This window comes from Enterobacter asburiae (genome assembly GCF_008080435.1).
GTDB lineage: Bacteria > Pseudomonadota > Gammaproteobacteria > Enterobacterales > Enterobacteriaceae > Enterobacter > Enterobacter asburiae_C.
The window spans coordinates 20,447-42,810 of sequence record NZ_VRKN01000003.1; the positions used below are offsets into that span (position 1 = coordinate 20,447).

The 22,364-nt window shown below is 60.1% G+C and carries 26 protein-coding genes and 1 riboswitch; of the genes, 11 read left to right on the forward strand and 15 right to left on the reverse strand.

Annotated features, from left to right (window positions below; all coding sequences use genetic code 11):
- Positions 1-20 precede the first annotated feature (20 nt).
- A complete protein-coding gene (gene rutG / locus FU672_RS05925; protein ID WP_148242519.1) occupies positions 21-1,343 on the forward strand; it encodes a pyrimidine utilization transport protein G in 1,323 nt (440 codons plus the stop codon).
- Here rutG and FU672_RS05930 read toward each other — a convergent pair.
- Together FU672_RS05930 and FU672_RS05935 are read right to left on the reverse strand one after the other, a co-directional pair.
- Positions 1,331-2,254, reverse strand: coding sequence for a DMT family transporter (locus tag FU672_RS05930; RefSeq protein ID WP_148242520.1), 924 nt, complete (start codon positions 2,252-2,254; stop codon positions 1,331-1,333). The genes rutG and FU672_RS05930 overlap by 13 nt on opposite strands.
- A gap of 117 nt (positions 2,255-2,371) precedes the next feature.
- Positions 2,372-2,542: a con-10 family general stress protein gene (locus FU672_RS05935; RefSeq protein ID WP_001273664.1), complete on the reverse strand. Its 171-nt coding sequence runs from the start codon at positions 2,540-2,542 to the stop codon at positions 2,372-2,374.
- 390 nt (positions 2,543-2,932) lie between these two features.
- Between FU672_RS05935 and wrbA the strand changes: the two genes are divergently transcribed.
- A complete protein-coding gene (gene wrbA, locus FU672_RS05940; RefSeq protein WP_148242521.1) occupies positions 2,933-3,529 on the forward strand; it encodes an NAD(P)H:quinone oxidoreductase in 597 nt (198 codons plus the stop codon).
- A gap of 20 nt (positions 3,530-3,549) precedes the next feature.
- A complete protein-coding gene (locus FU672_RS05945; protein ID WP_008499832.1) occupies positions 3,550-3,777 on the forward strand; it encodes a YccJ family protein in 228 nt (75 codons plus the stop codon).
- A 34-nt stretch (positions 3,778-3,811) separates the two neighbouring features.
- Here FU672_RS05945 and agp read toward each other — a convergent pair whose 3' ends face one another.
- Entirely contained in the window at positions 3,812-5,053 is a 1,242-nt protein-coding gene (gene agp, locus FU672_RS05950) for a bifunctional glucose-1-phosphatase/inositol phosphatase (RefSeq protein ID WP_148242522.1), read from the reverse strand.
- A 152-nt stretch (positions 5,054-5,205) separates the two neighbouring features.
- Here agp and FU672_RS05955 point away from each other — a divergent pair, with 152 nt between their 5' ends.
- On the forward strand, positions 5,206-5,649 hold the full coding sequence (locus tag FU672_RS05955; RefSeq protein ID WP_111964502.1) for a winged helix-turn-helix transcriptional regulator: 444 nt from the start codon (positions 5,206-5,208) through the stop codon (positions 5,647-5,649).
- Positions 5,650-5,774: 125 nt separating this feature from the next.
- On the forward strand, positions 5,775-6,569 hold the full coding sequence (locus tag FU672_RS05960) for an SDR family NAD(P)-dependent oxidoreductase (RefSeq protein ID WP_148242523.1): 795 nt from the start codon (positions 5,775-5,777) through the stop codon (positions 6,567-6,569).
- A 1-nt stretch (position 6,570) separates the two neighbouring features.
- Here FU672_RS05960 and FU672_RS05965 read toward each other — a convergent pair whose 3' ends face one another.
- Positions 6,571-6,930 carry a winged helix-turn-helix transcriptional regulator gene (locus FU672_RS05965; RefSeq protein ID WP_148242524.1) on the reverse strand — a complete coding sequence of 120 codons (360 nt, stop codon included), beginning with the start codon at positions 6,928-6,930 and terminating at the stop codon, positions 6,571-6,573.
- 100 nt (positions 6,931-7,030) lie between these two features.
- Between FU672_RS05965 and FU672_RS05970 the strand changes: the two genes are divergently transcribed.
- Positions 7,031-7,780, forward strand: a complete 750-nt coding sequence (locus tag FU672_RS05970) for an SDR family oxidoreductase (RefSeq protein ID WP_148242525.1) — start codon at positions 7,031-7,033, stop codon at positions 7,778-7,780.
- 1 nt (position 7,781) lies between these two features.
- On the opposite strand, the gene FU672_RS05975 is transcribed toward FU672_RS05970, so the two are convergent.
- Positions 7,782-8,285, reverse strand: a complete 504-nt coding sequence (locus FU672_RS05975) for a DedA family protein (protein WP_148242526.1) — start codon at positions 8,283-8,285, stop codon at positions 7,782-7,784.
- 158 nt (positions 8,286-8,443) lie between these two features.
- Positions 8,444-8,613, forward strand: a riboswitch (M-box (ykoK) riboswitch).
- A gap of 60 nt (positions 8,614-8,673) precedes the next feature.
- Here FU672_RS05975 and FU672_RS05980 point away from each other — a divergent pair.
- Complete coding sequence (locus FU672_RS05980) at positions 8,674-9,675, forward strand: magnesium transporter (protein WP_148242527.1); 1,002 nt, start codon at positions 8,674-8,676, stop codon at positions 9,673-9,675.
- 85 nt (positions 9,676-9,760) lie between these two features.
- On the opposite strand, the gene hpxK is transcribed toward FU672_RS05980, so the two are convergent.
- The 7 genes from hpxK to hpxU form a co-directional block, all read right to left on the reverse strand.
- Complete coding sequence (hpxK, locus tag FU672_RS05985; protein ID WP_148242528.1) at positions 9,761-10,990, reverse strand: allantoate amidohydrolase; 1,230 nt, start codon at positions 10,988-10,990, stop codon at positions 9,761-9,763.
- Positions 10,987-12,228, reverse strand: a complete 1,242-nt coding sequence (gene pucG / locus FU672_RS05990) for a pyridoxal-phosphate-dependent aminotransferase family protein (RefSeq protein ID WP_148242529.1) — start codon at positions 12,226-12,228, stop codon at positions 10,987-10,989. The genes hpxK and pucG overlap by 4 nt, the downstream gene beginning before the upstream one ends.
- 13 nt (positions 12,229-12,241) lie before the next feature.
- Positions 12,242-12,979 carry an amino acid ABC transporter ATP-binding protein gene (locus tag FU672_RS05995; protein WP_148242530.1) on the reverse strand — a complete coding sequence of 246 codons (738 nt, stop codon included), beginning with the start codon at positions 12,977-12,979 and terminating at the stop codon, positions 12,242-12,244.
- Entirely contained in the window at positions 12,960-13,616 is a 657-nt protein-coding gene (locus FU672_RS06000; RefSeq protein WP_187360792.1) for an amino acid ABC transporter permease, read from the reverse strand. Before FU672_RS06000 ends, FU672_RS05995 begins: the two co-directional genes overlap by 20 nt.
- On the reverse strand, positions 13,616-14,281 hold the full coding sequence (locus tag FU672_RS06005; RefSeq protein WP_148242531.1) for an amino acid ABC transporter permease: 666 nt from the start codon (positions 14,279-14,281) through the stop codon (positions 13,616-13,618). Before FU672_RS06005 ends, FU672_RS06000 begins: the two co-directional genes overlap by 1 nt.
- Positions 14,282-14,285: 4 nt before the next feature.
- Positions 14,286-15,068 (reverse strand): transporter substrate-binding domain-containing protein, encoded by a 783-nt coding sequence (locus tag FU672_RS06010; RefSeq protein WP_148242532.1) that lies wholly within the window; start codon positions 15,066-15,068, stop codon positions 14,286-14,288.
- Positions 15,069-15,259: 191 nt separating this feature from the next.
- Complete coding sequence (hpxU, locus tag FU672_RS06015) at positions 15,260-16,099, reverse strand: MurR/RpiR family transcriptional regulator HpxU (RefSeq protein WP_148242533.1); 840 nt, start codon at positions 16,097-16,099, stop codon at positions 15,260-15,262.
- 142 nt (positions 16,100-16,241) lie between these two features.
- Between hpxU and hpxW the strand changes: the two genes are divergently transcribed.
- The 4 genes from hpxW to hpxZ are packed head-to-tail and all read left to right on the forward strand — an operon-like array spanning position 16,242 to position 19,801.
- Positions 16,242-17,825, forward strand: coding sequence for an oxamate amidohydrolase (gene hpxW, locus FU672_RS06020; protein ID WP_148242534.1), 1,584 nt, complete (start codon positions 16,242-16,244; stop codon positions 17,823-17,825).
- Positions 17,826-17,835: 10 nt separating this feature from the next.
- Positions 17,836-18,024 (forward strand): oxalurate catabolism protein HpxX, encoded by a 189-nt coding sequence (hpxX, locus tag FU672_RS06025; protein ID WP_148242535.1) that lies wholly within the window; start codon positions 17,836-17,838, stop codon positions 18,022-18,024.
- A complete protein-coding gene (locus FU672_RS06030) occupies positions 18,021-19,418 on the forward strand; it encodes an AtzE family amidohydrolase (protein WP_148242536.1) in 1,398 nt (465 codons plus the stop codon). Before hpxX ends, FU672_RS06030 begins: the two co-directional genes overlap by 4 nt.
- Entirely contained in the window at positions 19,415-19,801 is a 387-nt protein-coding gene (gene hpxZ, locus FU672_RS06035; protein WP_121931216.1) for an oxalurate catabolism protein HpxZ, read from the forward strand. The genes FU672_RS06030 and hpxZ overlap by 4 nt, the downstream gene beginning before the upstream one ends.
- Positions 19,802-19,870: 69 nt before the next feature.
- Here hpxZ and puuE read toward each other — a convergent pair whose 3' ends face one another.
- The 3 genes from puuE to FU672_RS06050 are packed head-to-tail and all read right to left on the reverse strand — an operon-like array spanning position 19,871 to position 22,280.
- The gene (puuE, locus tag FU672_RS06040; RefSeq protein WP_148242537.1) at positions 19,871-20,803 is read right to left on the reverse strand and encodes an allantoinase PuuE; all 933 of its coding nucleotides are present in this window, start codon (positions 20,801-20,803) and stop codon (positions 19,871-19,873) included.
- A 17-nt stretch (positions 20,804-20,820) separates the two neighbouring features.
- Positions 20,821-21,564 carry an allantoin racemase gene (hpxA, locus tag FU672_RS06045; protein ID WP_148242538.1) on the reverse strand — a complete coding sequence of 248 codons (744 nt, stop codon included), beginning with the start codon at positions 21,562-21,564 and terminating at the stop codon, positions 20,821-20,823.
- Positions 21,564-22,280: a GntR family transcriptional regulator gene (locus FU672_RS06050; protein WP_148242539.1), complete on the reverse strand. Its 717-nt coding sequence runs from the start codon at positions 22,278-22,280 to the stop codon at positions 21,564-21,566. Before FU672_RS06050 ends, hpxA begins: the two co-directional genes overlap by 1 nt.
- Between the last annotated feature and the right edge of the window lie 84 nt (positions 22,281-22,364).

Consider the following 22,364-nt stretch of genomic DNA (forward strand, 5'->3'; position numbering starts at 1 on the left):
CCGCCTTAAGGAGACAGATCATGTTCGGATTTCCCCACTGGCAGTTGAAATCGACCTCCACAGAAGCAGGCGTGGTCGCGCCGGATGAACGACTCCCGCTCGGGCAGACGATGGTGATGGGCGTCCAGCACGCGGTTGCCATGTTTGGCGCCACGGTGCTGATGCCGATGCTGATGGGACTGGATCCCAACCTCTCTATTCTGATGTCGGGTATCGGCACGCTGCTGTTCTTTTTTGTCACCGGCGGGCGCGTGCCCAGCTATCTCGGATCCAGCGCCGCCTTTGTGGGCGTCGTCATTGCCACTACCGGGTTTAACGGCCAGGGGATCAACCCCAACCTGAGCGTGGCCCTCGGCGGCATTATCGCCTGCGGGCTGGTCTATACCCTGATTGGTCTGGTTGTGATGAAAATCGGCACGCGCTGGATCGAACGCATGATGCCTCCCGTCGTGACGGGTGCCGTGGTGATGGCGATTGGCCTGAACCTCGCCCCGATTGCGGTCAGGAGCGTCTCCGCCTCGCCGTTTGAAAGCTGGATGGCGGTGATCACCGTGCTGTGCATCGGCCTGGTGGCGGTGTTCACGCGAGGCATGATCCAGCGGCTGCTGATCCTGGTTGGGCTGATTGTCGCCTGCCTGGTCTATGCCCTGCTGGCGAACGTTTTCGGTCTCGGCAAGCCGGTTGATTTTACCCTGCTGCATCAGGCCGCCTGGTTCGGCCTGCCTAAGGTGACCTCGCCCACCTTCAACACCCAGGCGATGATGCTTATCGCACCGGTGGCGGTGATCCTCGTCGCAGAGAATTTAGGTCATCTGAAAGCGGTCGCGGGAATGACCGGGCGCAGCATGGATCCGTACATGGGCCGCGCGTTCGTTGGTGACGGGCTGGCGACCATGCTCTCCGGCTCCGTGGGCGGCAGCGGTGTCACCACCTATGCCGAAAACATCGGCGTGATGGCGGTCACCAAAGTCTACTCGACGCTGGTCTTCGTGGCGGCGGCGGTGATGGCGATGCTGCTTGGATTCTCACCGAAATTCGGCGCGCTGATCCACACCATTCCGTCACCGGTTATCGGCGGGGCATCGATTGTGGTGTTTGGGCTGATCGCCGTGGCCGGCGCGCGTATCTGGGTGCAGCATCGGGTCGATCTTAGCCAGAACGGCAACCTGATTATGGTGGCGGTCACGCTGGTGTTGGGCGCAGGTGATTTTGCCCTGACGCTGGGCGGGTTTACGATTGGCGGGATTGGCACGGCGACCTTCGGCGCGATCCTGCTTAACGCCCTGCTGAGCCGCCGGATGGCAGCCGCACCGCAGGGCGCCGTGATGCATCAGGATTTGTGATTTAACGTTGCGCTGTCATTTTCGGGCAGCGCGTTTTTCTTCCGTTTGAGCTTTAACTCACTCACCAATACTCCGGCGACAATAAATGCCGCGCCCACCAGCGCCAGAAGCGGCAATCGCTCACCTGCAATGCGTCCGAAAATCCCCGCCCAGACCGGTTCGCCGGTGTAGATCACCGTTGCCCGCGTCGGAGATACGCTGCGCTGCGCCCAGTTCATGGTGACCTGGATAATGGCGCTAAAGATGCCCAGCCCCAATGCGACCACAATCAGGCCGGTGGACATCGGCGGCACGGACTCCCCAGCCGGTACCATCGTCGCGAAAGCCACCAGCGACGCCGTGGCAAGCTGCACCACCGTGACACGCTTGACGTCCACTTTGCCCGCCCAGGCACTGATCAGAATAATTTCCGCCGCAATGGCAATCGCCCCGACCAGAGTAATGATCTCCCCCGGTCCCAGCGCCAGCAGGTTATTTTCCGGACCAGCTAATAAAATCAGGCCGATAAACGCCAGAACGATACCAATACAGGACATCAGCCCCGGTAGTCGCCCCAGGCACAGCCACTGCAGTAACGGCACCAGAGGCACATACATGGCTGTGATAAACGCGGATTTGCTGCTGGAGATGGTCTGTAATCCCCACGTCTGCAGACTGTAGCCCATCGCTATCGCCACCCCAATCGCCACGCCTGCCTTGAGCTCTTTAAGCGTCAGACCCCGCAGCGTTTTAAGGGATATCAGCCCAACGGCTATCGCCGCCGTCGCGAAGCGCAGGCCAACGAAAAAGAACGGATCGCTCAGGGTCACCGCGTACTGGACGGCCAGAAAGGTCCCGCCCCAGAACATGGTGATCAGAATGAGGATGGCTTCCTGAGGTTTTACAGAGAATTTAAAGCGTGAAACAGACATGCGACACCAGCAAGTTAAATCAATGCCGTAGTGTGCGTTGTCTTTGGTTACAGTTCAATGTTGCAGAAATAAAAAAACCGCCGGGAAAACCCGGCGGCAGGGCGTCAACCCGGCGTACTACTTGTTGCTGCCGTGGCTGTTTTTACCCCCTTTTTTACCAGCCTCTGATGCGCGCTGAGGGTCATTTTTGAAGTTACCCCCGCTAGACTGGCCACCTTTACGACCTGCTTCTGATGCTCTTTCACGGTCTTCAGCGAAATTACCTGAACCACCACGATGGTTTGCCATCTCTAACCTCCAGAATGTGAAACATTAAACATCATATTGCATTCAGTAAAAGAGGATCCTTTCACCTCGCAACACAAGGGCAGTGCCTTTAACCGTGCCGCGTGAAACTAAGCTTAGTGGAATGCCGCTATCCGGCAAGCCGCAGGTAATATCCTGCAACATGAACTCAGCCTTTCGGGTGAGATGACGCGACGGGGATGCATAAACCTTTCTTATCATTTCAAAAATCCACCGCCGAAAAGTTGTATCATTTTGCTACAAAGCCTTTTTGTAACCATATTGTTATAAATCAAAGAAATGCCGTTCATTTTTGCAGTCTGGCTGTGATGGCATATCTTTAAAAGAACGCAGCGATCCGCTGTCAGAAAAACCAACGAGGAGTGATGCAAAATGGCAAAAGTTCTGGTGCTCTATTATTCCATGTATGGACACATTGAAACCATGGCTCACGCGGTAGCAGAAGGTGCAAGCAAGGTGGACGGCGTTGAGGTCGTGGTGAAACGCGTACCGGAAACCATGAATGCCGAAGCGTTCTTAAAAGCCGGAGGGAAAACGCAAAACGCACCTCAGGCAACCCCGCAGGAGCTGGCGGATTATGATGCCATTATCTTCGGCACCCCCACCCGCTTCGGCAATATGTCAGGCCAGATGCGTACCTTCCTCGATCAAACCGGCGGGCTTTGGGCATCCGGGGCACTCTACGGCAAGCTCGCCAGCGTATTCAGCTCTACCGGTACCGGCGGCGGTCAGGAGCAGACGATTACCTCAACCTGGACTACCCTTGCGCATCACGGGATGGTGATTGTGCCGATTGGTTACGGCGCACAGGAGCTGTTTGACGTTTCCCAGGTGCGTGGCGGTACGCCGTACGGCGCAACCACCATTGCCGGTGGGGATGGCTCACGTCAGCCAAGTAATGAAGAACTGTCTATCGCCCGCTATCAGGGTGAATATGTCGCGGGTCTGGCCAAAAAACTGAACGGCTAACACCCAACAGGAGGACAAGCATGCCAACTCAAGAATCCAAAGCTCACCACGTGGGCGAATGGGCAAGTTTACGCAACACCTCTCCGGAGATTGCCGAAGCTATCTTTGAAGTCGCGAAGTACGATGAAAAGCTGGCCGAGCAGATTTGGGAGGAAGGTAACGATGAGGTGCTGGTGCGCGCCTTCGAAAAAACGGATAAAGACTCGCTCTTCTGGGGTGAGCAAACCATCGAACGTAAAAACGTCTAAGCGTTTCCCCCCGCCGTCACGCGGGGGTTCTCTTTTACTTCGCCGCGTTATTCATGACCGCATTGAATTTATCGACAGGACAGAAACCGTTCGCATCCACCGGGCAGCCTTTCAGCTCCAGCGTCACGCGCTGCGCAGGCGACTGCAGCGACAGCACGCTGGCGTTACGCAGTTGTTCTGTGCTCTGGTAGACATACTCAATTTTCATCAGCTCCTGGTTGGCATTTTTGTCATGCCAGCGCTGGAAGACGATCTTACCGCCAATCGGGGTGCGCTCCTGCTGGTCGTGTAGCTGATACGGTTTGAAATCCAGGGCGGTAAGCAGGGAAGCAATGTTCGAATCATGCCCCACCAGCAGGGTGATTTTAGGCGCTTTTGCCTGATCGGTGACCAGCGTTTTATCAATGTACTTCACCAGCGGCTTCGCCACGTTTTGCGCCACCTCGGTGGAGGTAAACAGCGAGTCCTGATAGCCGTTCTTCAGCTTCGACAGCACGCGCCACTGCTGGTCGGTCTTGATTTCGCCCCAGGCCACCTGGTCAGCCGGGAAGCCTTCGTAATACTGCAGCGTGAACGCATCCACCAGCGAGTTACCCACCTTCAGCGGCCCGGATACGCCAGGCTCTTTTTCATAGTCGGCGCTGAAGGTATCTTTCGCGTCCGCCAGCGAGCAGACTTTTTTCTCTTTGCAGGACGGGGAATCCGCGTAGTTCGTCATCTGCTCCAGCAGCTTATAGCTTTCTGCGAGCTGCATTTTCTGTCGTTCCGTCTCCATCGCCTTCAGCGCTTTTTCACGGAATTCCGGCGAGTTATCGGTAATCACCGGATTAAAGGTCGGATCCATGGTGCCCATTTTTTCCTCATGGTGCACGGGAACGTCACAGCCCGGGAACGCGCCGGTGATAAAGAATTGTGCAGTCGCGACGGTACGCTGCAGGCTGTTGGCATAAGCATAAACGCTATCCGCCGATGGGCATTCGCCGGTGGTTACCATCCCCTGCTGCGCCAGCCACTCGCGCATGTAATGGCCCATATAAACTTCCAGCACGCCACCCTTGGTGGTGAGTTGACCGCCCGGCACCTCCCACTCCGGCCACTGCTTCGGCGTGGACTGCTCCAGCACGCTACCGTTATTGGCGAGCGGCGCGCGCAGGTTATGACGACTCATGATTAAAACTTGCTCAAGCTGATACCCTTCCGGCGTCTCTTGCGCCTGCACGCCAAACGTAGCTGAAATGGAACCGGCGACAGCCAGCGCGAGTAGTGCTTTTCTCATCCCTAATTCCTCACTCGTTTTAAAATGTCGCGTTCAGTGTGACAGATTCGTGACAATTTTCCGGGAAGCATTTCTCAAACTGATGATTAACGTGCTTACGGCGCGTGCAGATTAGTTTTATAATAAAACCACACCCTACCGGAGAATTGACAGTGAAACGTACCCGCCTCGAAGAGAGCACCTGCCCCGTCGCCCGCTCGCTGGATATCATCGGCGACTGGTGGTCGCTGCTGATTGTTCGCGACGCGCTACGCGGGATTAAACGCTTCGGCGAGTTCCAGAAAAGCCTCGGTATCGCGAAAAACATGCTGACCACGCGGCTAAAACTGCTGGTTGATGAAGGGATCCTCCGGCTTCAGCCCGCGTCCGACGGCAGCGCCTGGCAGGAGTATGTCCTGACCGATAAAGGGCGCGCCCTGCAAACGGTGCTGGTTGCCTTGTCCCAGTGGGGGAATGAATTTTTGTTTGCCGAAAATGAATGTGGCACCGTGCTGGTCGATACCGAACAGCGCAAACCTCTGCGAAAACTGGCGCTTATCGCCGACGATGGGCGCGAGCTGACGCCTGAAGAGATCGTGGCTAAACTCCCCTCCTGATCGTTCCCGACGGCAAAAGCACAAAATGATCGCCAAAATAGTTGCATTATAAAACCAAATAGCTGAGAGTTATTTTAGTTTCATATTGAAACCAACTAACCCACTTTGCTTTGAGGTAACACACGATGACTACGCAAATCACCACCGCCCTGATTACGGGCGCCTCTTCCGGGATTGGTGCCGTCTATGCTGACCGTCTTGCCGCGCGCGGCGCTAACCTGGTCCTGGTCGCCCGTCGTGAGGATCGCCTGAAAACCCTCGCGGCCGACCTGCGCGGGCGCTATGGCGTGGCCGTCGATATTCTGGTGGCCGATCTCACCGATGAGACCGGGATCCGCGCCGTGGAAGAGGAACTGCGCAGCAATACCGCCATTGATACGCTCATTAACAACGCGGGCACCGCGCAGATGGCACCGTTCCTCGCGGGCGAGGTGGCGCAGCATCAGGCCATTAACACCCTGAACACCACGGCGCTGATGCGTCTGACCTACGCTATCCTGCCGCGGCTGGCGAAGAATAATCGTGGTACGCTGATCAATATCGCGTCCGTGCTGGCCCTGCACGTACGGGCGGGCAGCGCGCTCTACAGCGCCACCAAGGCGTGGGTGTTGAGCTTTACCCGAGGGTTACAGGAAGAATTTGCCGACAGCAACGTGCGCATTCAGGCCGTGCTGCCCGCCGCAACGGCGACTGAAATCTGGAGCCATTCAGGCGTCACGGTGAACGATCTGCCGGAAGGATCGGTGATGACCACCGACGATATGGTGGATGCGTCGCTGGCGGGTCTGGATCAGGGTGAACCTATCACCATCCCACCGATGCATGACGCTGGCCTGTGGGAGCGCTACGAAGCGGCGCGCCTTGAGCTATTCAACAGCGCGCGCACCGGCATTCCGGCACCGCGCTACGTAAAACAGTAGCCTAACGCTCCAGCTGGTCGCCGTACTCGCTCATCCAGGCGGCCAGCGGCGAGAGCGCGCCTTGCAGGGTTAACCCCAGTTCGGTTATCTGATACTCCACGCGCGGCGGGATCTCCGGGTAGACCGTCCGCGTCACCAGCCCGCGCTGTTCAAACAGGCGTAGCTGCTTTGTGAGCTCTTTCTGGGTGATGGGGGCTGCGGCACGCAGCAGATCGCCAAAGCGTACGGGCGTGTTAAAGACAATCAGGCGATAAAGAATGGGGATCGCCCACTTACCGGAAATCAGGTTGACAAACTGCGTCATCGGGCAGGTATACGCCTCAGATTTTTTTTCACAGCACACCGCCAGCATTTCTGCCATAGCACACCTCTTGCCTCGTTAGTATCCATTTGGTACCTGGTTTCCTTTCGATACTAACGTTTCTATAGTGCTTTCTCCAGAGACATTTCAGGAGAAGAAAATGGGTCGTTTAACAGATAAATATACGCTGATTACCGGCGGCACCAGCGGCATCGGTCTTGCCACCGCGCAGGCGTTTATCGCCGAAGGTGCGCTCGTCGCGGTTACCGGACGTAACCCGGACACCCTCGCCGAAGCAGAACGTATTCTTGGCGATAAGGCCTGGGTGATCCCGACCGATGCGGGAGATATCACGTCGCAAAAAGCGCTGGCGGAAACCCTCGCTTCCCGCTGGCCACGTCTGGACGCGGTGTTTCTCAACGCCGGCGACGTGACGCACGCGCCGCTGGAAGCCTGGCAGGAGGAGGCCTGGGATCGTCTGATGGGCATCAACCTGAAAGGGCCATTCTTTTTAATTCAGGCGCTGCTGCCGCTGCTGAATAACCCGTCGTCGGTGATCCTCTGCGGCTCCGTGAGTGCGCGCATCGGCCTGCCGACCAGCAGCGTTTATGCCGCGAGCAAGGCCGCCCTGCTGTCGCTGGCGCGCACGCTGTCGGCGGAGCTGCTGCCGCGCGGGATCCGCGTCAACGGCCTGAGCCCCGGTCCGGTGGAAACCCCGGCGTTCACGAAAACGGGCTTAAGCGACGAGGCGCTTAACGCGATGATGGCGGAGATCATCAAGCTGGTGCCGCTCGGCAGAATGGGCTCGACGACGGAGCTGGCAAAAGCCGCGCTCTATCTGGCGTCCGACGAGTCGAGCTACACGGTGGGAACGGAGCTGCTGGTGGACGGCGGAATGGGGAGTTTGTAACTCAAAAGGCGCTGATGCCGGTGACGATGCCGATATACAGCGCCGCCCATACGCAGGCGGAAAGCAGGCTGACTGCGTAGACTTTTACTGCTTTCAGCCTGAGCATCCCCGCCGCCAGCGGCACGATGTAGCGCAACACCGCCAGGAAGCGCGCGGTGAACAGGACCAGCACACCGTTTTTCTGCAGCTGATGCTGCACCCGCAACAATTTACCGGCGTGTTTTGCCGTGAAGCGGGTCATCCATCGCGTGTGCCCCAGTCGCTGACCGATATGGTAGTTCAGCACCGAACCCGCCGTTGCTCCCAGCACCACGGCCAGCCACGCCAGCGCAGGCTGCATGCTCACCTGGCTGACGGTAATGCCCGCCAGCAGCATCACCGAGGCGGGTGGCAGCACGGAGGAGATCAGCACCGTCGATTTACTCAGCGCCATCATAAATAACAGCGCGAACAGATGTGCCGGGTAGAGCGCAAAATGATTCAGCAGAGTGTCGAACCACATCATTTTACCCTCCCTCTTTGAAATATCATTCTCCATTTAAAAGGAATTAACTTAAATAAACCTTCAACATTTTATTAATAATATTCTTCTAAACCGTTCTTAAACATTATTTAAATTCCTGAGCGGCGAATTTAAAGAAGCGTATTATCCCTCTCGTTTTACAACGATCTCGTTATGGCGAGGCTCCTGTACAAATACACGTTATCGCTCTGGTAGGTTCGAGAGAACCGGCACAGGGTAAAACAGGCACTGTCGAATCAAGGCTTTGTCAGTATAACTTCCCTCGCGGGATACGGTGTACAGTGCTGAACCCAGGACGTGGGGATCTCCTCTTCGACATGCCCTGTCTTGCTCGCCCCTGAGAGATGTTATTATTCAAAGGGAATTCACTATGTCTTATGCTATTCACAACCAAAACCTGGCATTCAATGACAGCGCGATCGCGCAATATATGAATACCGATTTTATTGTCCTCGATATTTCATTATGCGTGGCGCTGGCGCGCGAGCAATTCTTCGAAAAATTAAAAGACGACGATATTCCATCGCATATTTTTATTGAAGACAATGGCCGCCTGGCGGGCATGATTGCCGTGCGTAAATTGCTGCAGACCGCCGATACGGTACAACCGGTGAAATCGCTGATGATTTCGCAGTTTTTGCAGGTCAAACCGGAGGATGAACGTGCTGATGTCGCCGGACTGCTGGCGCACGGCGGCGCGGACGTCGTGCCGGTCGTCACGCACGGCAAGCTGGTCGGCTGTCTGACCGAACGCGAAATCGCCCATCTGCTGGAAGATGACGTCACCGAAGATGCCCAGCTTCAGGGGGCGACGCTGCCGCTGGAGAAGCCCTATCTGGAAACCAGCCCGTATAGCCTGTGGAAAAAACGCTCCGTCTGGCTGCTGCTGCTGTTTGTCGCGGAAGCCTACACCAGCTCGGTGATCCAGCATTTCGAAGAGGCGCTGGAGTCGGCCATCGCGCTGGCGTTCTTTATTCCGCTGCTGATCGGCACGGGCGGCAACAGCGGAACGCAGATCACCTCCACGCTGGTGCGCGCCATGGCGCTGGGGGAAGTCCATCTGCGCGACGTTGGCCGCGTACTGCGTAAAGAGATGACCACCTCGCTGATGATTGCCGCCACGCTCGGTATCGCCGGGTGTATTCGCGCCTGGATGATGGGTATCGGGCTGGAAATCACGCTTATCGTCAGCCTGACGCTGGTGTGCATTACCCTGTGGAGTGCGATTGTGTCGTCCGTCATTCCGATGGTGCTCAAGCGCTGCGGCATTGACCCGGCGGTCGTCTCCGCGCCGTTTATCGCGACGCTTATCGACGGTACCGGGCTGATTATCTACTTTAAGATCGCGCAATATACGCTGGGTCTGGAGTGATGTGATTCCTTGCCGGGTGGCGCTGCCGCTTACCCGGCCCACCCATTCCGTAGGCCCGTGCAAGCGTAGCGCCGCCGGGCAATACTCAGATCGCACCAAGCGTTCTCACCGCCAGCCCAAACGCCTCAATCGCCAGAGCAACATCCTCAGCCATCACTGATTCCGCCGGATGGTGGCTGACGCCCCCCTTGCAGCGCACAAACAGCATGCCGACCGGCCAGCGTTCGGCCAGCGCGATGGTGTCATGCCCGGCACCGCTCGGCAGCGATAATGAGCGCCCCTGCACCGACTCAACGGCCTGTCCCAGCAGATCCTGCAAACGCGCATCGCACGGCGTGGCGGCGATACGGTAAAACTCCTCGGCGCTAAAGCTCAGCCCGCGACGAGCAGCAATAGCCTGCGCCTGCGCCAACAGTTCAGCGAGCAGCGCGTCAAGCGGGGCATCCTGCGGGCCGCGAATATCCAGCGAGAGCGCAACGTCGCCCGGGATCACGTTGACCGCACCGGGCAGGCAGCGCAGTTCACCGACCGTCGCCACCCGATTGCCGCCGTATTGGCGGGTGGTGTTTTCGATCAGCACCATCCATTCGGCGGCGGCGGCCAGGGCATCCTTACGGTGATTCATCGGCACGGTTCCCGCGTGCCCGGCCTCCCCGGTGAAGCGGCAGTTGAGGCGGCGCGCGCCGTTAATGGCTTCCACCATGCCCAGCGCCAGACCTTCCTGCTCCAGACACGGCCCCTGTTCGATGTGCAGTTCCAGACAGGCGCTGAAATCGTCCTGATGGCGTGCCGCCAGCGCCACGCGGGAGGGATCTAATCCTGCCTGCATCATCGCCTGCGCCACGCTGATGCCACTGGCATCACACGTCTCCAGCCAGCCCTGCGGCCAGGTGCCAGTGATGCCGCGGCTGCCTAACAGGGTGATCCCAAAACGGGTCCCCTCTTCGTCGCCAAACCCGACAATTTCGATGGCCTGGGCCAGATGCAGCCCCTGCTGGTGCAGGCTGTCCACCACCTCAATGGCGGTGAGCACGCCGAGCATGCCGTCGTAGCGCCCGGCGTTGCGTACGGTGTCGAGATGCGAGCCAAGCAGCACCGCCTGCGCCCCTTCCTGCGCGCCTTCATAGCGTCCACAGATATTGCCCACGCTATCCTGCCAGACGGTCATTCCAGCCAGGCTCATCCACTGGCCCACCAGCTGGTTGGCCTGCAGATGCTGCGTTGAAAGGTACACCCTTGTCAGCGCATCCGGGGTTTCGCTGATGGCGGCCAGCGCATCGGCGCGCGCCATCACCCGTTCTGCCCCCGGGCTCATTGCGGCGTCTCGCGGCGATAGTGGTCCCACGCGGCCTGCATGGCGGCACCCTGCGTGGTGGTGAATTTCAGGTAGTTCAGCACCGACTCCAGCGCGCTCAGGGTGGTCATTACGCAGTCTTTGCGCGCGTTATAGCCCATCGTGCCAATGCGCCACACTTTGCCGTGCAGCGGGCCAAACGAGGTGCCGATTTCAATCCCGAAATCCTCCAGCATCAGCTTACGCACCTGGTCGCCGTTGACGCCCAGCGGTATCACCACGCCCAGCACGTTGTTCATCTTGTGCTTCAGGTCACCGAAGGTTTCCAGCCCCATCGCCTGGATACCCTTCAGCAGCGCATCGCCGTGCAGCCTGTGGCGAGCGATGCCGTTATCCAGCCCCTCCTGCAGGATCAGACGCGCGCATTCGCGAGCGCCAAACAGCGCGGTAGTGGCTTCGGTGTGGTGGTTCAGCCGCTCCGGTCCCCAGTAGTCCATCACCATGCCGAGATCGAAGTAGTTGGAGTAGATCATCTCCTCGTCGCCGTCGCGGTGGGCGTCGGTCCGAATGCCTTCCTCAACGCATTTGCGGCGGCGGATCGCCTCCTCCATGCGCGCGCTCAGGGTGATCGGCGACGTGCCCGACGGGCCGCCAAGGCACTTCTGCATCCCGGCCGAGACGGCGTCCAGCCCCCAGGCGTCGGTCTCCAGCGCATTGCCGCCGAGCGAGGCGGTGGCGTCGGTATAAAACAGCACATCGTAGCGGCGGCAGATCGCGCCCAGTTCCGCGAGCGGCTGCAGCATGGTGGTGGAGGTGTCGCCCTGCACGGTCAACAGCAGGCGCGGACGAATACGTTTAATCGCCTCCTCGACCTGGTCCGGGGTGAACACCTCGCCCCACGGCACCTCGATGGTATGCACCTCTGCACGACAACGGCGGGCTATTTCGCACAGCAGATGCCCAAAGCGGCCAAACACCGGCACCAGCACTTTATCCCCAGGGCGAATGGCCGAAACAAGAATGGCTTCAATCCCCGCACGGGAGGTGCCGTCCACCAGCATCGTCCAGCGGTTCTCGGTGCGGAACACCCCGCGATAGAGGGCCATCACCTCGTTCATGTAGTGGGTCATGGCCGGATCGTACTGGCCGATCAGCTGGCTCGACATGGCGCGCAGCACGCGCGGGTCGGCATTGATCGGGCCCGGCCCCATCAGTAGACGCTGGGGCGGGTTGATTTGCGAAAAGTGTGCGATATCCATTTGTCAGTCCTTATCAGTTGAGGCCGCGCACGGAGGAGATGAACTGCTTCAGTTCCGTGGTCTGCGGGTTAGCAAACAGCGTTTTGCTGTCGCCCTGCTCCCAGACTTTCCCCTGGTGCATAAACACCACGCGGTCGCCCACTTCGCGGGCAAAATTCATTTCATGGGTAACAAGTATGAGCGTCATCCCCTCGGCCGCCAGTTGCTCCAGCACCCTGAGCACTTCGCCCACCAGCTCCGGGTCGAGCGCGGAGGTGATCTCGTCACAGAGTAAAACTTTGGGCGACATTGCCAGTGCCCGGGCAATCGCCACGCGCTGCTGCTGGCCGCCGGAGAGGCTCGACGGGTAGTAATCCAGACGGTCACCTAAGCCCACTTTCTCCAGCATCTGCTGCGCCAGCTCGCGGCATTCGGCGGCGCTTTTCTTCAGCACCCGACGCGGGGCGAGCATCACGTTTTCCAGCGCCGTCATGTGCGGGAACAGGTTGAAGCTCTGGAACACCATCCCGACCGAGCGGCTGATTTCACGCGCCTGAGAATCCCGGTCGGTAATGGTCATGCCGCCCAGCTTGATGCTGCCGTCCTGATAGCCTTCCAGTCCGTTGATGCAGCGCAGCAGCGTGCTTTTGCCCGATCCGCTGCGCCCGATAATGGAAATCACCTGGCCCATGTCGATATCCAGATCGACCCCCTTGAGCACGTGGTTATCGCCGTAGTACTTCTGCACCTGATTAATGGTGATGAGAGGCATTGAATTTCGTCTCCAGATAGCGGCTGTAGCGCGACAGCGGATAACACAGAATGAAGTAGCCGAGCGCTACCAGCGCAAAGACCTTAAACGGCTGATAGGTTACGTTGGTCAGCATGGTGCCGGCCTTGGTCAGCTCGATAAAGCCGATAATCGACGCCAGCGCGGTGCCCTTGATTACCTGCACGGCAAAGCCGACCGTCGGGGCGATGCCGATGCGCAGCGCCTGCGGGGCGACCACGCGAAACAGGGTCTGGCCAAAGGTCAGCCCCAGACAGCGCGAGGCTTCCCACTGCCCTTTTGGCAGGGCGCGAATGCTGCCGTACCCGATATCGAGCAAAAATGCGCTGGTGTAGAAGGTTAACGCCAGCGACGCGGCGGTCCATGGCGAGACGTCGATGCCGAACAGCGCCACGCCGAAGAAGGCCAGAAACAGCTGCATCAGCAGCGGCGTGCCCTGGAACAGCTCAATATAGCCGCGGATAATGCGCTTCACCGCGCGCCCGCCCGTCAGGCGCAGCAGCAGGAGCGGCAGCGTCACCGCCGCCCCGCCGACAAACGCCACCAGCGACAGCAGCACCGTCCAGCGTCCGGCCAGCAGCAGGTTGCGAATAATGTCCCAGTCGGTAAAGGTGGTCATCATGCCTGCACCCCCAGCCATTTGCGTCCTGCCGCCATCATCAGCTGGCGCAGGGTAATCGACAGCGCTAAGTAAATGCCGGTTGTCACCAGATAAACCTCAAAGCTCAGAAACGTTCTGGACTGGATCAGGTTGGCGGCGAAGGTCAGCTCTTCATACGAGACCTGCGACACCACCGACGAGCCGAGCATCACGATGATGCACTGGCTCACCAGCGCCGGGTAAATGCGCTGCAGCGCGGGCGGCAGCACCACGCGAATAAAGGTCTGCAGGCGGGTCAGCCCGAGCACGCGTCCGGCTTCCCACTGCCCTTTCGGCGTGACCTGAATACCCGCGCGGATGATCTCGGTGCTGTAGGCGCCAAGGTTGACCACCATGGCCAGCAGCGCCGCTTCCCCCGCCGTCATCTTCAGCCCCAGATTCGGCAGGCCGAAGACGATGAAAAACAGCTGCACCACAAACGGCGTGTTGCGGATGATTTCCACGTACGCACCCCAGATCCGGCTGTACCAGGTTGTGCGTCCGCTGCGGATCGCCGCCCCGAAAATGCCTATCGCCAGCCCGCCGACGGTCGCCATCACCGTCAGTTGAACGGTGACCCACAGCCCCGCCAGCAGCTCCGGCCAGTGCGGCCAGAGCGCGGAGAAATGAAGTTGCTCAGTCATCGGCTCAGGCGCCAAGGTTTGCCGGCAGCGGGGCCTTCAGCCATTGCTCAGACAGGCCGTTCAGCGTGCCGTCCTTGATGCCCTGCTCAATCAGCGCATCCACTTTTGCTTTCAGGGCAGGTTCGTTCTTCTTCAGGCCAATAAAGCACGGCGAATCTTTCAGCATAAAGCTCGGCACCGGGGCTTTATCCGCGTTCTGGCGCGAAATGGCCGCCACCACGAGGTTGCCGGTTGCCACGTACTGCACCTGGCCGGAAAGGTAAGCGGAGAGCGTGGTGTTGTTGTCTTCGTAGCGTTTCACGCCCGCATCTTTCGGCGCCAGGCTGGTCAGCACCATGTCCTCCACCGCCCCGCGCGTCACGCCGATGGTTTTTCCGCTCAGCGCGGCGGCGTCTTTCAGCTCGGCGCCTTTCGGACCAAACACGCCGAGGAAGAACGGCGCGTAGGCGCGGCTGAAGTCGATCACCTTCTCGCGCTCCGGGTTTTTACCGAGGCTTGAAATAACCAGATCCACCTTATCGGTTTGCAGGTACGGCACGCGGTTGGCGCTGGTCACCGGCACCAGCTGCAGCTTAAGCTTCATCTGTTTGGCCAGATAGCGCGCCATGTCGATGTCATAGCCCTGCGGCTGCAGATCGGTCCCCACCGAGCCAAACGGCGGGAAGTCCTGCGGAACGGCAATGCGGATAGTGCCGCGCTTCTCGATATCCTGAAGCTGGTCAGCCTTTGCCGGCAGCTGTGTGAAAAGACATGCGGCCCCGGCCAGTGCAATCAACAATTTTTTCATGGTGCTTCCCCGTAACGTTAACATGAAACAAAAGATTCTTTGAATGTGATTTTGCAACTAATGTGCCAGGTGAGGCGAAGCGGGGAATATTCTTGTAAAGCCTGATAAAACGCGGACGGGTCGAAAAAACATGCGTTTTCCCGCCCCGTCAGCTGCACCATTTCAATGCAAAGCACCAGCCTGATGCCCCATTATCGTTGTTCGAGTTCGTCCAGTTGCTGATAAAGGGAGGCAATGTCGTGAATGCGCGGACGGCCTTTATCGAGAATTTCATGCAGGAAGGCATTCGCCAGCAGGTTGATCAGACTGTTGACCGAGGAGTAGCTGTCATAGGCGGAGACGCTGTCCAGCGGGGCGCAGAGCTGCCAGCTCGCCAGCGGAAACAGGCTGTGTGCCTGCGGCTCGCACATCAGCAGCACCGGAATACCGCTGCTCTGAAGCTGCTGCATCAGCGGGCGGATAATGCGCGGGCGACGGCGAAAGGCCATCATGACCACCAGATCGTCCGACGTTAAATCCACCAGCTCTTCACTCAGGCTCTGCCCCGGCTGCGGCAGGACCAGCACCTGACCGCGCGCCTGTAACAGCTGCTGGCGCAGGTGCAACGCCGCCGGATAGGCGTTACGCATGCCGATAATGACGATGCGCCGCGCCTTCACCATGCAGGCCATGGCGTCGGCAAACTGCTGCGCGTCCAGGGCATTGACCCACTGGGTCAGGTTCGCCATCTCCTGCTTATAGTGGCGCGCCAGCAGCGTATTGCCCTGCACCGCGTCGCGGTTATCGGTGAGCGGCATCCCGCTCTGGCGCAGGGTGCGCAGCTCGTCGCGCATGTCCTTATATTTCTTATAGCCCAGACGCTTAAACAGACGGCTGACCGTGGCTTTCGACACCCCGCTCAGCTGCGCCAGCTCGGCGCTGTTGTAGCTAATGAGGTCGTCAAAATGGTCGAAAATAAAATCCGCCACCCGCTGCTCCTGCGGCGACAGCGACGGGTACTGTGCTTTCAGACGTTCATCCAGTTGTTCCATAGCGCCTCTGTAACTTTTGTTTCATCACATTTTGCCTTTCATTCTACCTTTCATTATACGTGCCAGTTTACTGAAACTTTTCTTTCAGAACTGGAACAGCTTTTGCAGCACCTTGTGACTTTCAGGGTTACGAGGACGCTTCATGCAAAGTAATGTCTCCACGCACGGCATGGCCGTTGCACCCCACCATCTTGCCAGCCAGAGCGCGCTGGCGGTGCTGCGCGAAGGCGGCAGCGCGATAGAGGCGATGGTCGCCGCGGCGGCCACCATTGCCGTGGTTTATCCGCATATGAACGGGCTGGGTGGCGATGGCTTCTGGCTTATCGTGCCGCCGGAAGGCGAACCTGTCGCCATTGATGCCAGCGGCGCGGCGGGATCGCGCGCAACGCTTGCCGCCTATGACGGTCTGACGCATATCCCCCATCGCGGCCCGCGTGCGGCGCTGACCGTCGCCGGCACGGTGAGCGGCTGGGACGAGGCGCTGAAGGTCTCGCGCGAAATGACCGGCAAGGCGCTGCCGCTGGCTCGCCTGCTGGCCGACGCCATCGATTATGCGCAGAACGGCACGCCGGTCACGGCCTCTCAGGCCCATGCCACGGCCAGTAAATTCGACGAGCTGAAAGACATCCCCGGCTTCGCGGAAACCTGGCTGGTGGACGGCAAGCCGCCGCAGGTCGGGAGCCGTTTTTACCAGCCCGCCATGGCCACGACCCTGACGCGTCTGGTGGAAGACGGTCTGGACAGCTTCTATCGCGGCCCGCTGGCGGACGTGCTGGCGCACGGCATGGAGACGCTGGGACTGCCCGTGACGCTGGCCGATTTACACGCGCACGCCGCCCGGCGCACCACGCCGCTAAAACTGCAGCATCAGCAGGGAGACATCTATAACCACGCCCCGCCAACGCAGGGGCTGGTCTCGCTGGCGATACTCGGCATCACCGACCGCCTGAATATGGCGGAGGCCGACGACGCCGAAACCCTTCACCGCATCGTGGAAGCCACCAAGCTGGCCTTTGGCCTGCGCGATGCCCACATCACCGACCCGCGCGAGCTGAAAACCGATATTCAGAGCCTGCTGGATCCCGCGTCCCTTCAGGCGCTTGCCGACAGGGTTGACGACAGTCGCGCCGCACCGTGGGGCACCGGAAAAGGCCCCGGCGATACGGTGTGGATGGGGGTGATGGATAGCAGCGGCCTTGCCGTGTCGTTTATCCAGAGTATCTATCACGAGTTCGGCAGCGGCGTGGTACTGCCCGACACCGGCATCGTCTGGCAGAACCGGGGCGCATCGTTCAGCCTCGATCCCGATAGTCTTCTGGCCCTCGCGCCGGGCAAGCAGCCTTTCCATACCCTGAACCCGGCGGCAGCGCGTCTTAAGGACGGGCGCGTGATGGTCTATGGATCGATGGGCGGTGACGGACAGCCGCAAACCCAGGCCGCGCTCTTTACCCGCTACGCGATTCAGGGCGTGCCTTTACAGGAAAGCATTTCCCGCCCGCGCTGGCTGTTGGGACGTACCTGGGGACAAACTTCGGACACGTTAAAGCTGGAAGGACGCTTTACCGCTGAGACGGTCTCACGGCTTCAGGCACTCGGACATGAGGTGGAAATATTCCCTGACTTCAGTGAAGCGATGGGCCACGCGGGCGCGATTGTCCGTCACCCCAACGGACTGTTCGAAGGGGCATTTGACCCGCGCAGCAACGGCGCGGCCGCCGGATTCTGAGGAGAAAACAATGACGACACAACAGCCCGACTGGCAAGCGTATCTTGCGCAAATGGAGTCCGTACTCGGCGTGGCGCTGGATGACGCCCGCCGCGCCGAACTGGAGTTGCAGTTCAGCCGCATTGCCACCCTGGCCGCGCCGCTGATGGCGCTGCCGCTCGACGACCGTCTGGAGATAGCAGGAGTATACAAAGCATGAGGCTACACGAGATGAGTATCAGCGCGATCCAGCATGCGCTGAGCGCAGGCGAGCTGAGCGCGAGCGAGATTGCCCGCCAGACGCTGGAGGCGATTGCGCGCGTGAATCCACAGATCAACGCCTGGACCGCCGTGACGGAAGCGCGCATGCTCGCCGAGGCCGAGAGCATCGACACCCTGCGCCGCGAGAAGCGCCCCCTGCCGCCGCTGGCGGGCGTGCCCTACGCGGTAAAAAACCTGTTCGACGTGGCCGGTCAAACCACCCTTGCCGGGGCAGAGCTCTTCAGCCAGCGGTCCGCCGCAGCCGCTGACAGCTTCGCGGTGCGCCAGCTGCGCAGCGCGGGCGGGCTGCTGACCGGGATGGTGAATATGGACGCCTACGCCTACGGCTTCACAACCGAAAACAGCCACTACGGCACGACGCGTAACCCGCACGATCTGGCGCGCATTGCGGGCGGGTCGTCCGGCGGCTCGGCCGCCGCGGTGGCCGCCGGGTTGGTGCATTTTTCGCTCGGCACCGACACCAACGGGTCGATTCGCGTTCCGGCCTCCCTGTGCGGCATCTATGGCCTCAAACCCACCTTTGGCCGCCTGTCGCGGTCCGGCAGCCATCCGTTTGTGGCGAGTCTGGATCATATCGGCCCCTTTGCCCGTCGCGTGTGCGACCTAGCCTCCGTGTATGACGCACTGCAAGGGCGGGATACCAGCGACGGTTTTCAGGCAGAGAGCTCGCGTGAACAGGCGCGCCCCTTGCTCGATCGCGGTCTGGATAATCTCCGCTGTGCAGTGCTCGGCGGCTACTTCACCACCTGGTGCGATGCGGATGCCAGAGACGCCGTGGCACGGGTGGCGAAGGCGCTCGACGTGCAGGATGAGTTGCAGTTTCCGGACGCTGAACTGGCGCGTTCCGCGGCGTTTATCATCAGCGCCTCCGAAGGGGGGAATCAGTACCTGCCCGCGCTTCGCCGCGAGCCTGAGCGTTTTGAGCCGCACTCCCGCGAACGCCTGCTGGCAGGCGCGATGATCCCCTCCGCCTGGTATATTCAGGCCCAGCGGTTTCGCGCCCACGCCAGGCAGGCATTTAAAACCCTCTTCGCGCAGGCCGACGTGCTGATCGCTCCGGCAACGCCGCGCAGCGCGACGCTCGCGGGTGAGCAGACCATGGAGATTAACGGTCAGCCGCTCCCCATTCGCGCCAGCATGGGGATGCTGACCCAGCCGATTTCGTTTTTGGGCTTGCCCGTGACCACCGTTCCGCTGCGCACCGCGCAAGGTGCGCCGATTGGTCTGCAGCTGATTGCCGCGCCGTTTAACGAGCAGGCGTGCCTTCGCGTTGCGCGCGTGCTGGAAGAGAGTGGGATCGCCGATGCCCGTCCGGCGGAGGTGGCCGTATGATGAATCACGATGATATTAACCTGCCGTGGGTGGTTGCCGAGGTGACCGCCGCGTTTTACCGCTACGAAGACGCGCTGGTCAGCAACAACGTTGCGGTGCTGGACGAGCTGTTCTGGCACGACAAAAACACGGTGCGTCTGGGGGCGGGTGAAAACCTGTACGGGATTGATGAAATCCGCGCCTTTCGCGCGGCGCGCCCGTCTGCCGGGTTGCAGAGGACGCTGCGTCACACCGTGATCACCACATTCGGCGAGGATTATGCCGTGTGCAGCACCGAGTTTACCCGTGAAGGTACGGAACGCACTGGACGCCAGCAGCAGACATGGGTGCGGTTTGCCTACGGATGGCGGATCGTGGCGGCGCAGGTGAGTTTGATGTCGTAACGCCACCGGGCATACGAGGTTCCGTAGGCCGGGTAAGGCGCAGCCGCCACCCGGCAAAACACGGCACAATTATTTCTGAAACGGATGCACATCCCGCCAGTGGTCGGCAATCTGCTGGCGGGTACAGACCCACACCCGCTCATGCTGCTGCACGTAATCCAGGAACCGCTGCAGCGCGCGAAAACGCCCCGGACGCCCCAGCAGGCGGCAGTGCATGCCGATGGACATCATCTTCGGCGCGCTTTCCCCCTCTTCGTACAGCACGTCAAAACTGTCCTTCAGATACGTATAAAACTGCTCGGCGGTATTAAACCCCTGTGCGGTCGCGAAGCGCATGTCGTTAGCATCCAGCGTATAGGGCACAATCAGGTGCGGTTTTCGGGTGCCGTCACCGCAGGCCACTTCCGTCCAGAAGGGCAGGTCGTCACCGTAGTAGTCGCTGTCGTAGTCGAAACCGCCGTGATCCACCACCAGCTGGCGGGTGTTGGGGCTGTCGCGCCCGGTGTACCAGCCCGTCGGCGGTTTGCCGAACAGGTCGGTCAGCACCTGCACCGCCTTGTTCAGATGTTCGCGCTCCTGGCTGATATCCATGTTCTGATAGTGGATCCAGCGCCAGCCGTGGCTGACCACGTCGTAATCCGCCGCCCCGATCGCCTCGACGATCTCCGGGTGACGCGCCAGCGCCATCGCCACGCCAAAGACCGTCAGCGGCAGGCCGCGCTTTTGAAATTCATTGTGGATCCGCCAGAACCCGGCGCGGCTGCCGTATTCGTAGAGGGAGTCCATCGACATGTGTTTATCCGGGTAGCTGGCCGCGCCGATGATGTCCGACAGGAACTGCTCGGATCCGGCATCGCCGTGCAGAACGTGGTTTTCCGCCCCTTCCTCATAATTGAGCACAAACTGCACGGCGATGCGCGCCTGATTCGGCCACTGCGCGTGCAGTGGGTTGCCCGCGTAGCCGCGCAGATCCCGCGGGTAATTCTGTTCAAAAAGCGCCATTACGTCTCCCCTCACCTTCAAAATGGATTCAATGCCTGAAACTGTCCGCTTAACGCTTTTTTCTCCGGGAACGCCAGATCCCCGTGCTTGCTGGTCGACAGCCCCAGCGCCACCAGCGATTCCACCATCTTCACCGCCGCGCTGACGCCGTCGATCACCGGTACGCGCAGCTCGCGCGTCAGCTCCTGCGCCAGCGTTGCCATGCCGCCGCAGCCCAGCACGATGGCGCCGCAGCCGTCCTCCTTCAGCGCCTGTATACAGCGCGCGCGCACCTTCTCCTGCGCCAGACCACTGCCGTCTTCCAGCGCCAGCACCGGGAGATCGATAGCGTGCAGCGCCGCGCAATGGTCCTGAAAGCCATACTGGTGCAGCAGATGACGGGCAATGATCAGCGTGCGCGGCAGCGTAGTGACCACCGAAAAGCGCGTCGCCACCAGCGTCGCCATATGCATCGCGGCTTCCGCAATGCCCACCACCGGCCCCTGCGCCAGCTCGCGTGCCGCCAGCAGCCCCGGATCGCCAAAGCAGGCAATAACGTGACCGTCCACGCCCTGCTCTCTTCCGAGTTTGACCTGTTCGAGAACCCCCACGGCGGCGATGGCCTCATCAAAGTGACCCTCGATAGACGGCACGCCCGCGCTCGGGCAAACCGCGAGGATCTCCGTCCCCGACGCCGCCACCGCGCGGGCCGCCGCACCGATGGTTTCCGTCATCGCGAGGCTGGTGTTGGGGTTGATCACTTGTATACAGACTGACGACATTACGGCTCCTTGTGGCCGGCAAACAGCCGGGCAAAATCAGGCAGGCACTCGCCCGCCCGCTCGAAGCAGAGGCTGGCGACGATATGTTCAAAATGGTGCATTAAGGCATCGCTGAGCGGCTGGAGCGCCTTCTGGCGCAGCAGATCCACAAGCTGTTCGTGATCGTTGCAGCGGCAGCCCTGACGCCACGGCGCGCCCCAGGTGGCAATCACCAGCGAGGAACGCTGGCTCAGGCCGGTTACCATCTCCGTCAGCACCTGGTTGCCGGAGATGGCCTGCAGCTGAATGTGGAAATTGGCGGAGTGGCGGATCGCCGCCGGGCCGTCATACGCTTCATGCGCCTGCTGCTCCTGGCGAATGATGGCCTCCAGCGCCGCCAGATGCGGCGGCTGACAGTGCGCCAGCACGTCCGGCAGGTTGGCGACCTCCAGCAGGGCGCGGGTACGGAAGATATGCTGCGCCTCTTCCACCGTCGGGCTGGCGACGTGTGCACCACGCTTGGGCGTTAAGGTGACCATTTGCACAGCGGCGAGTCGCTGCAGCACCTTACGAATGCCCGTGCGGCTCACGCCAAACACTTCGGCCAGCGCCTCTTCCGGCAGTTTGCTCCCCGGCAGCAGCTGATGTTCGACAATCGCGGTCATCAGCGCCTGAAAGATCGATTCATCTTTGTCATGCAGGTCTGGTGCGGTCTGCAGGGCGTTTATGTTGTTCATTCACCACTCCGTCTTTTACTCTTCGTTATCGAATCGTATACATAAAAATAAAATATTGCATACAAGATTTATTATTTTGGCCTG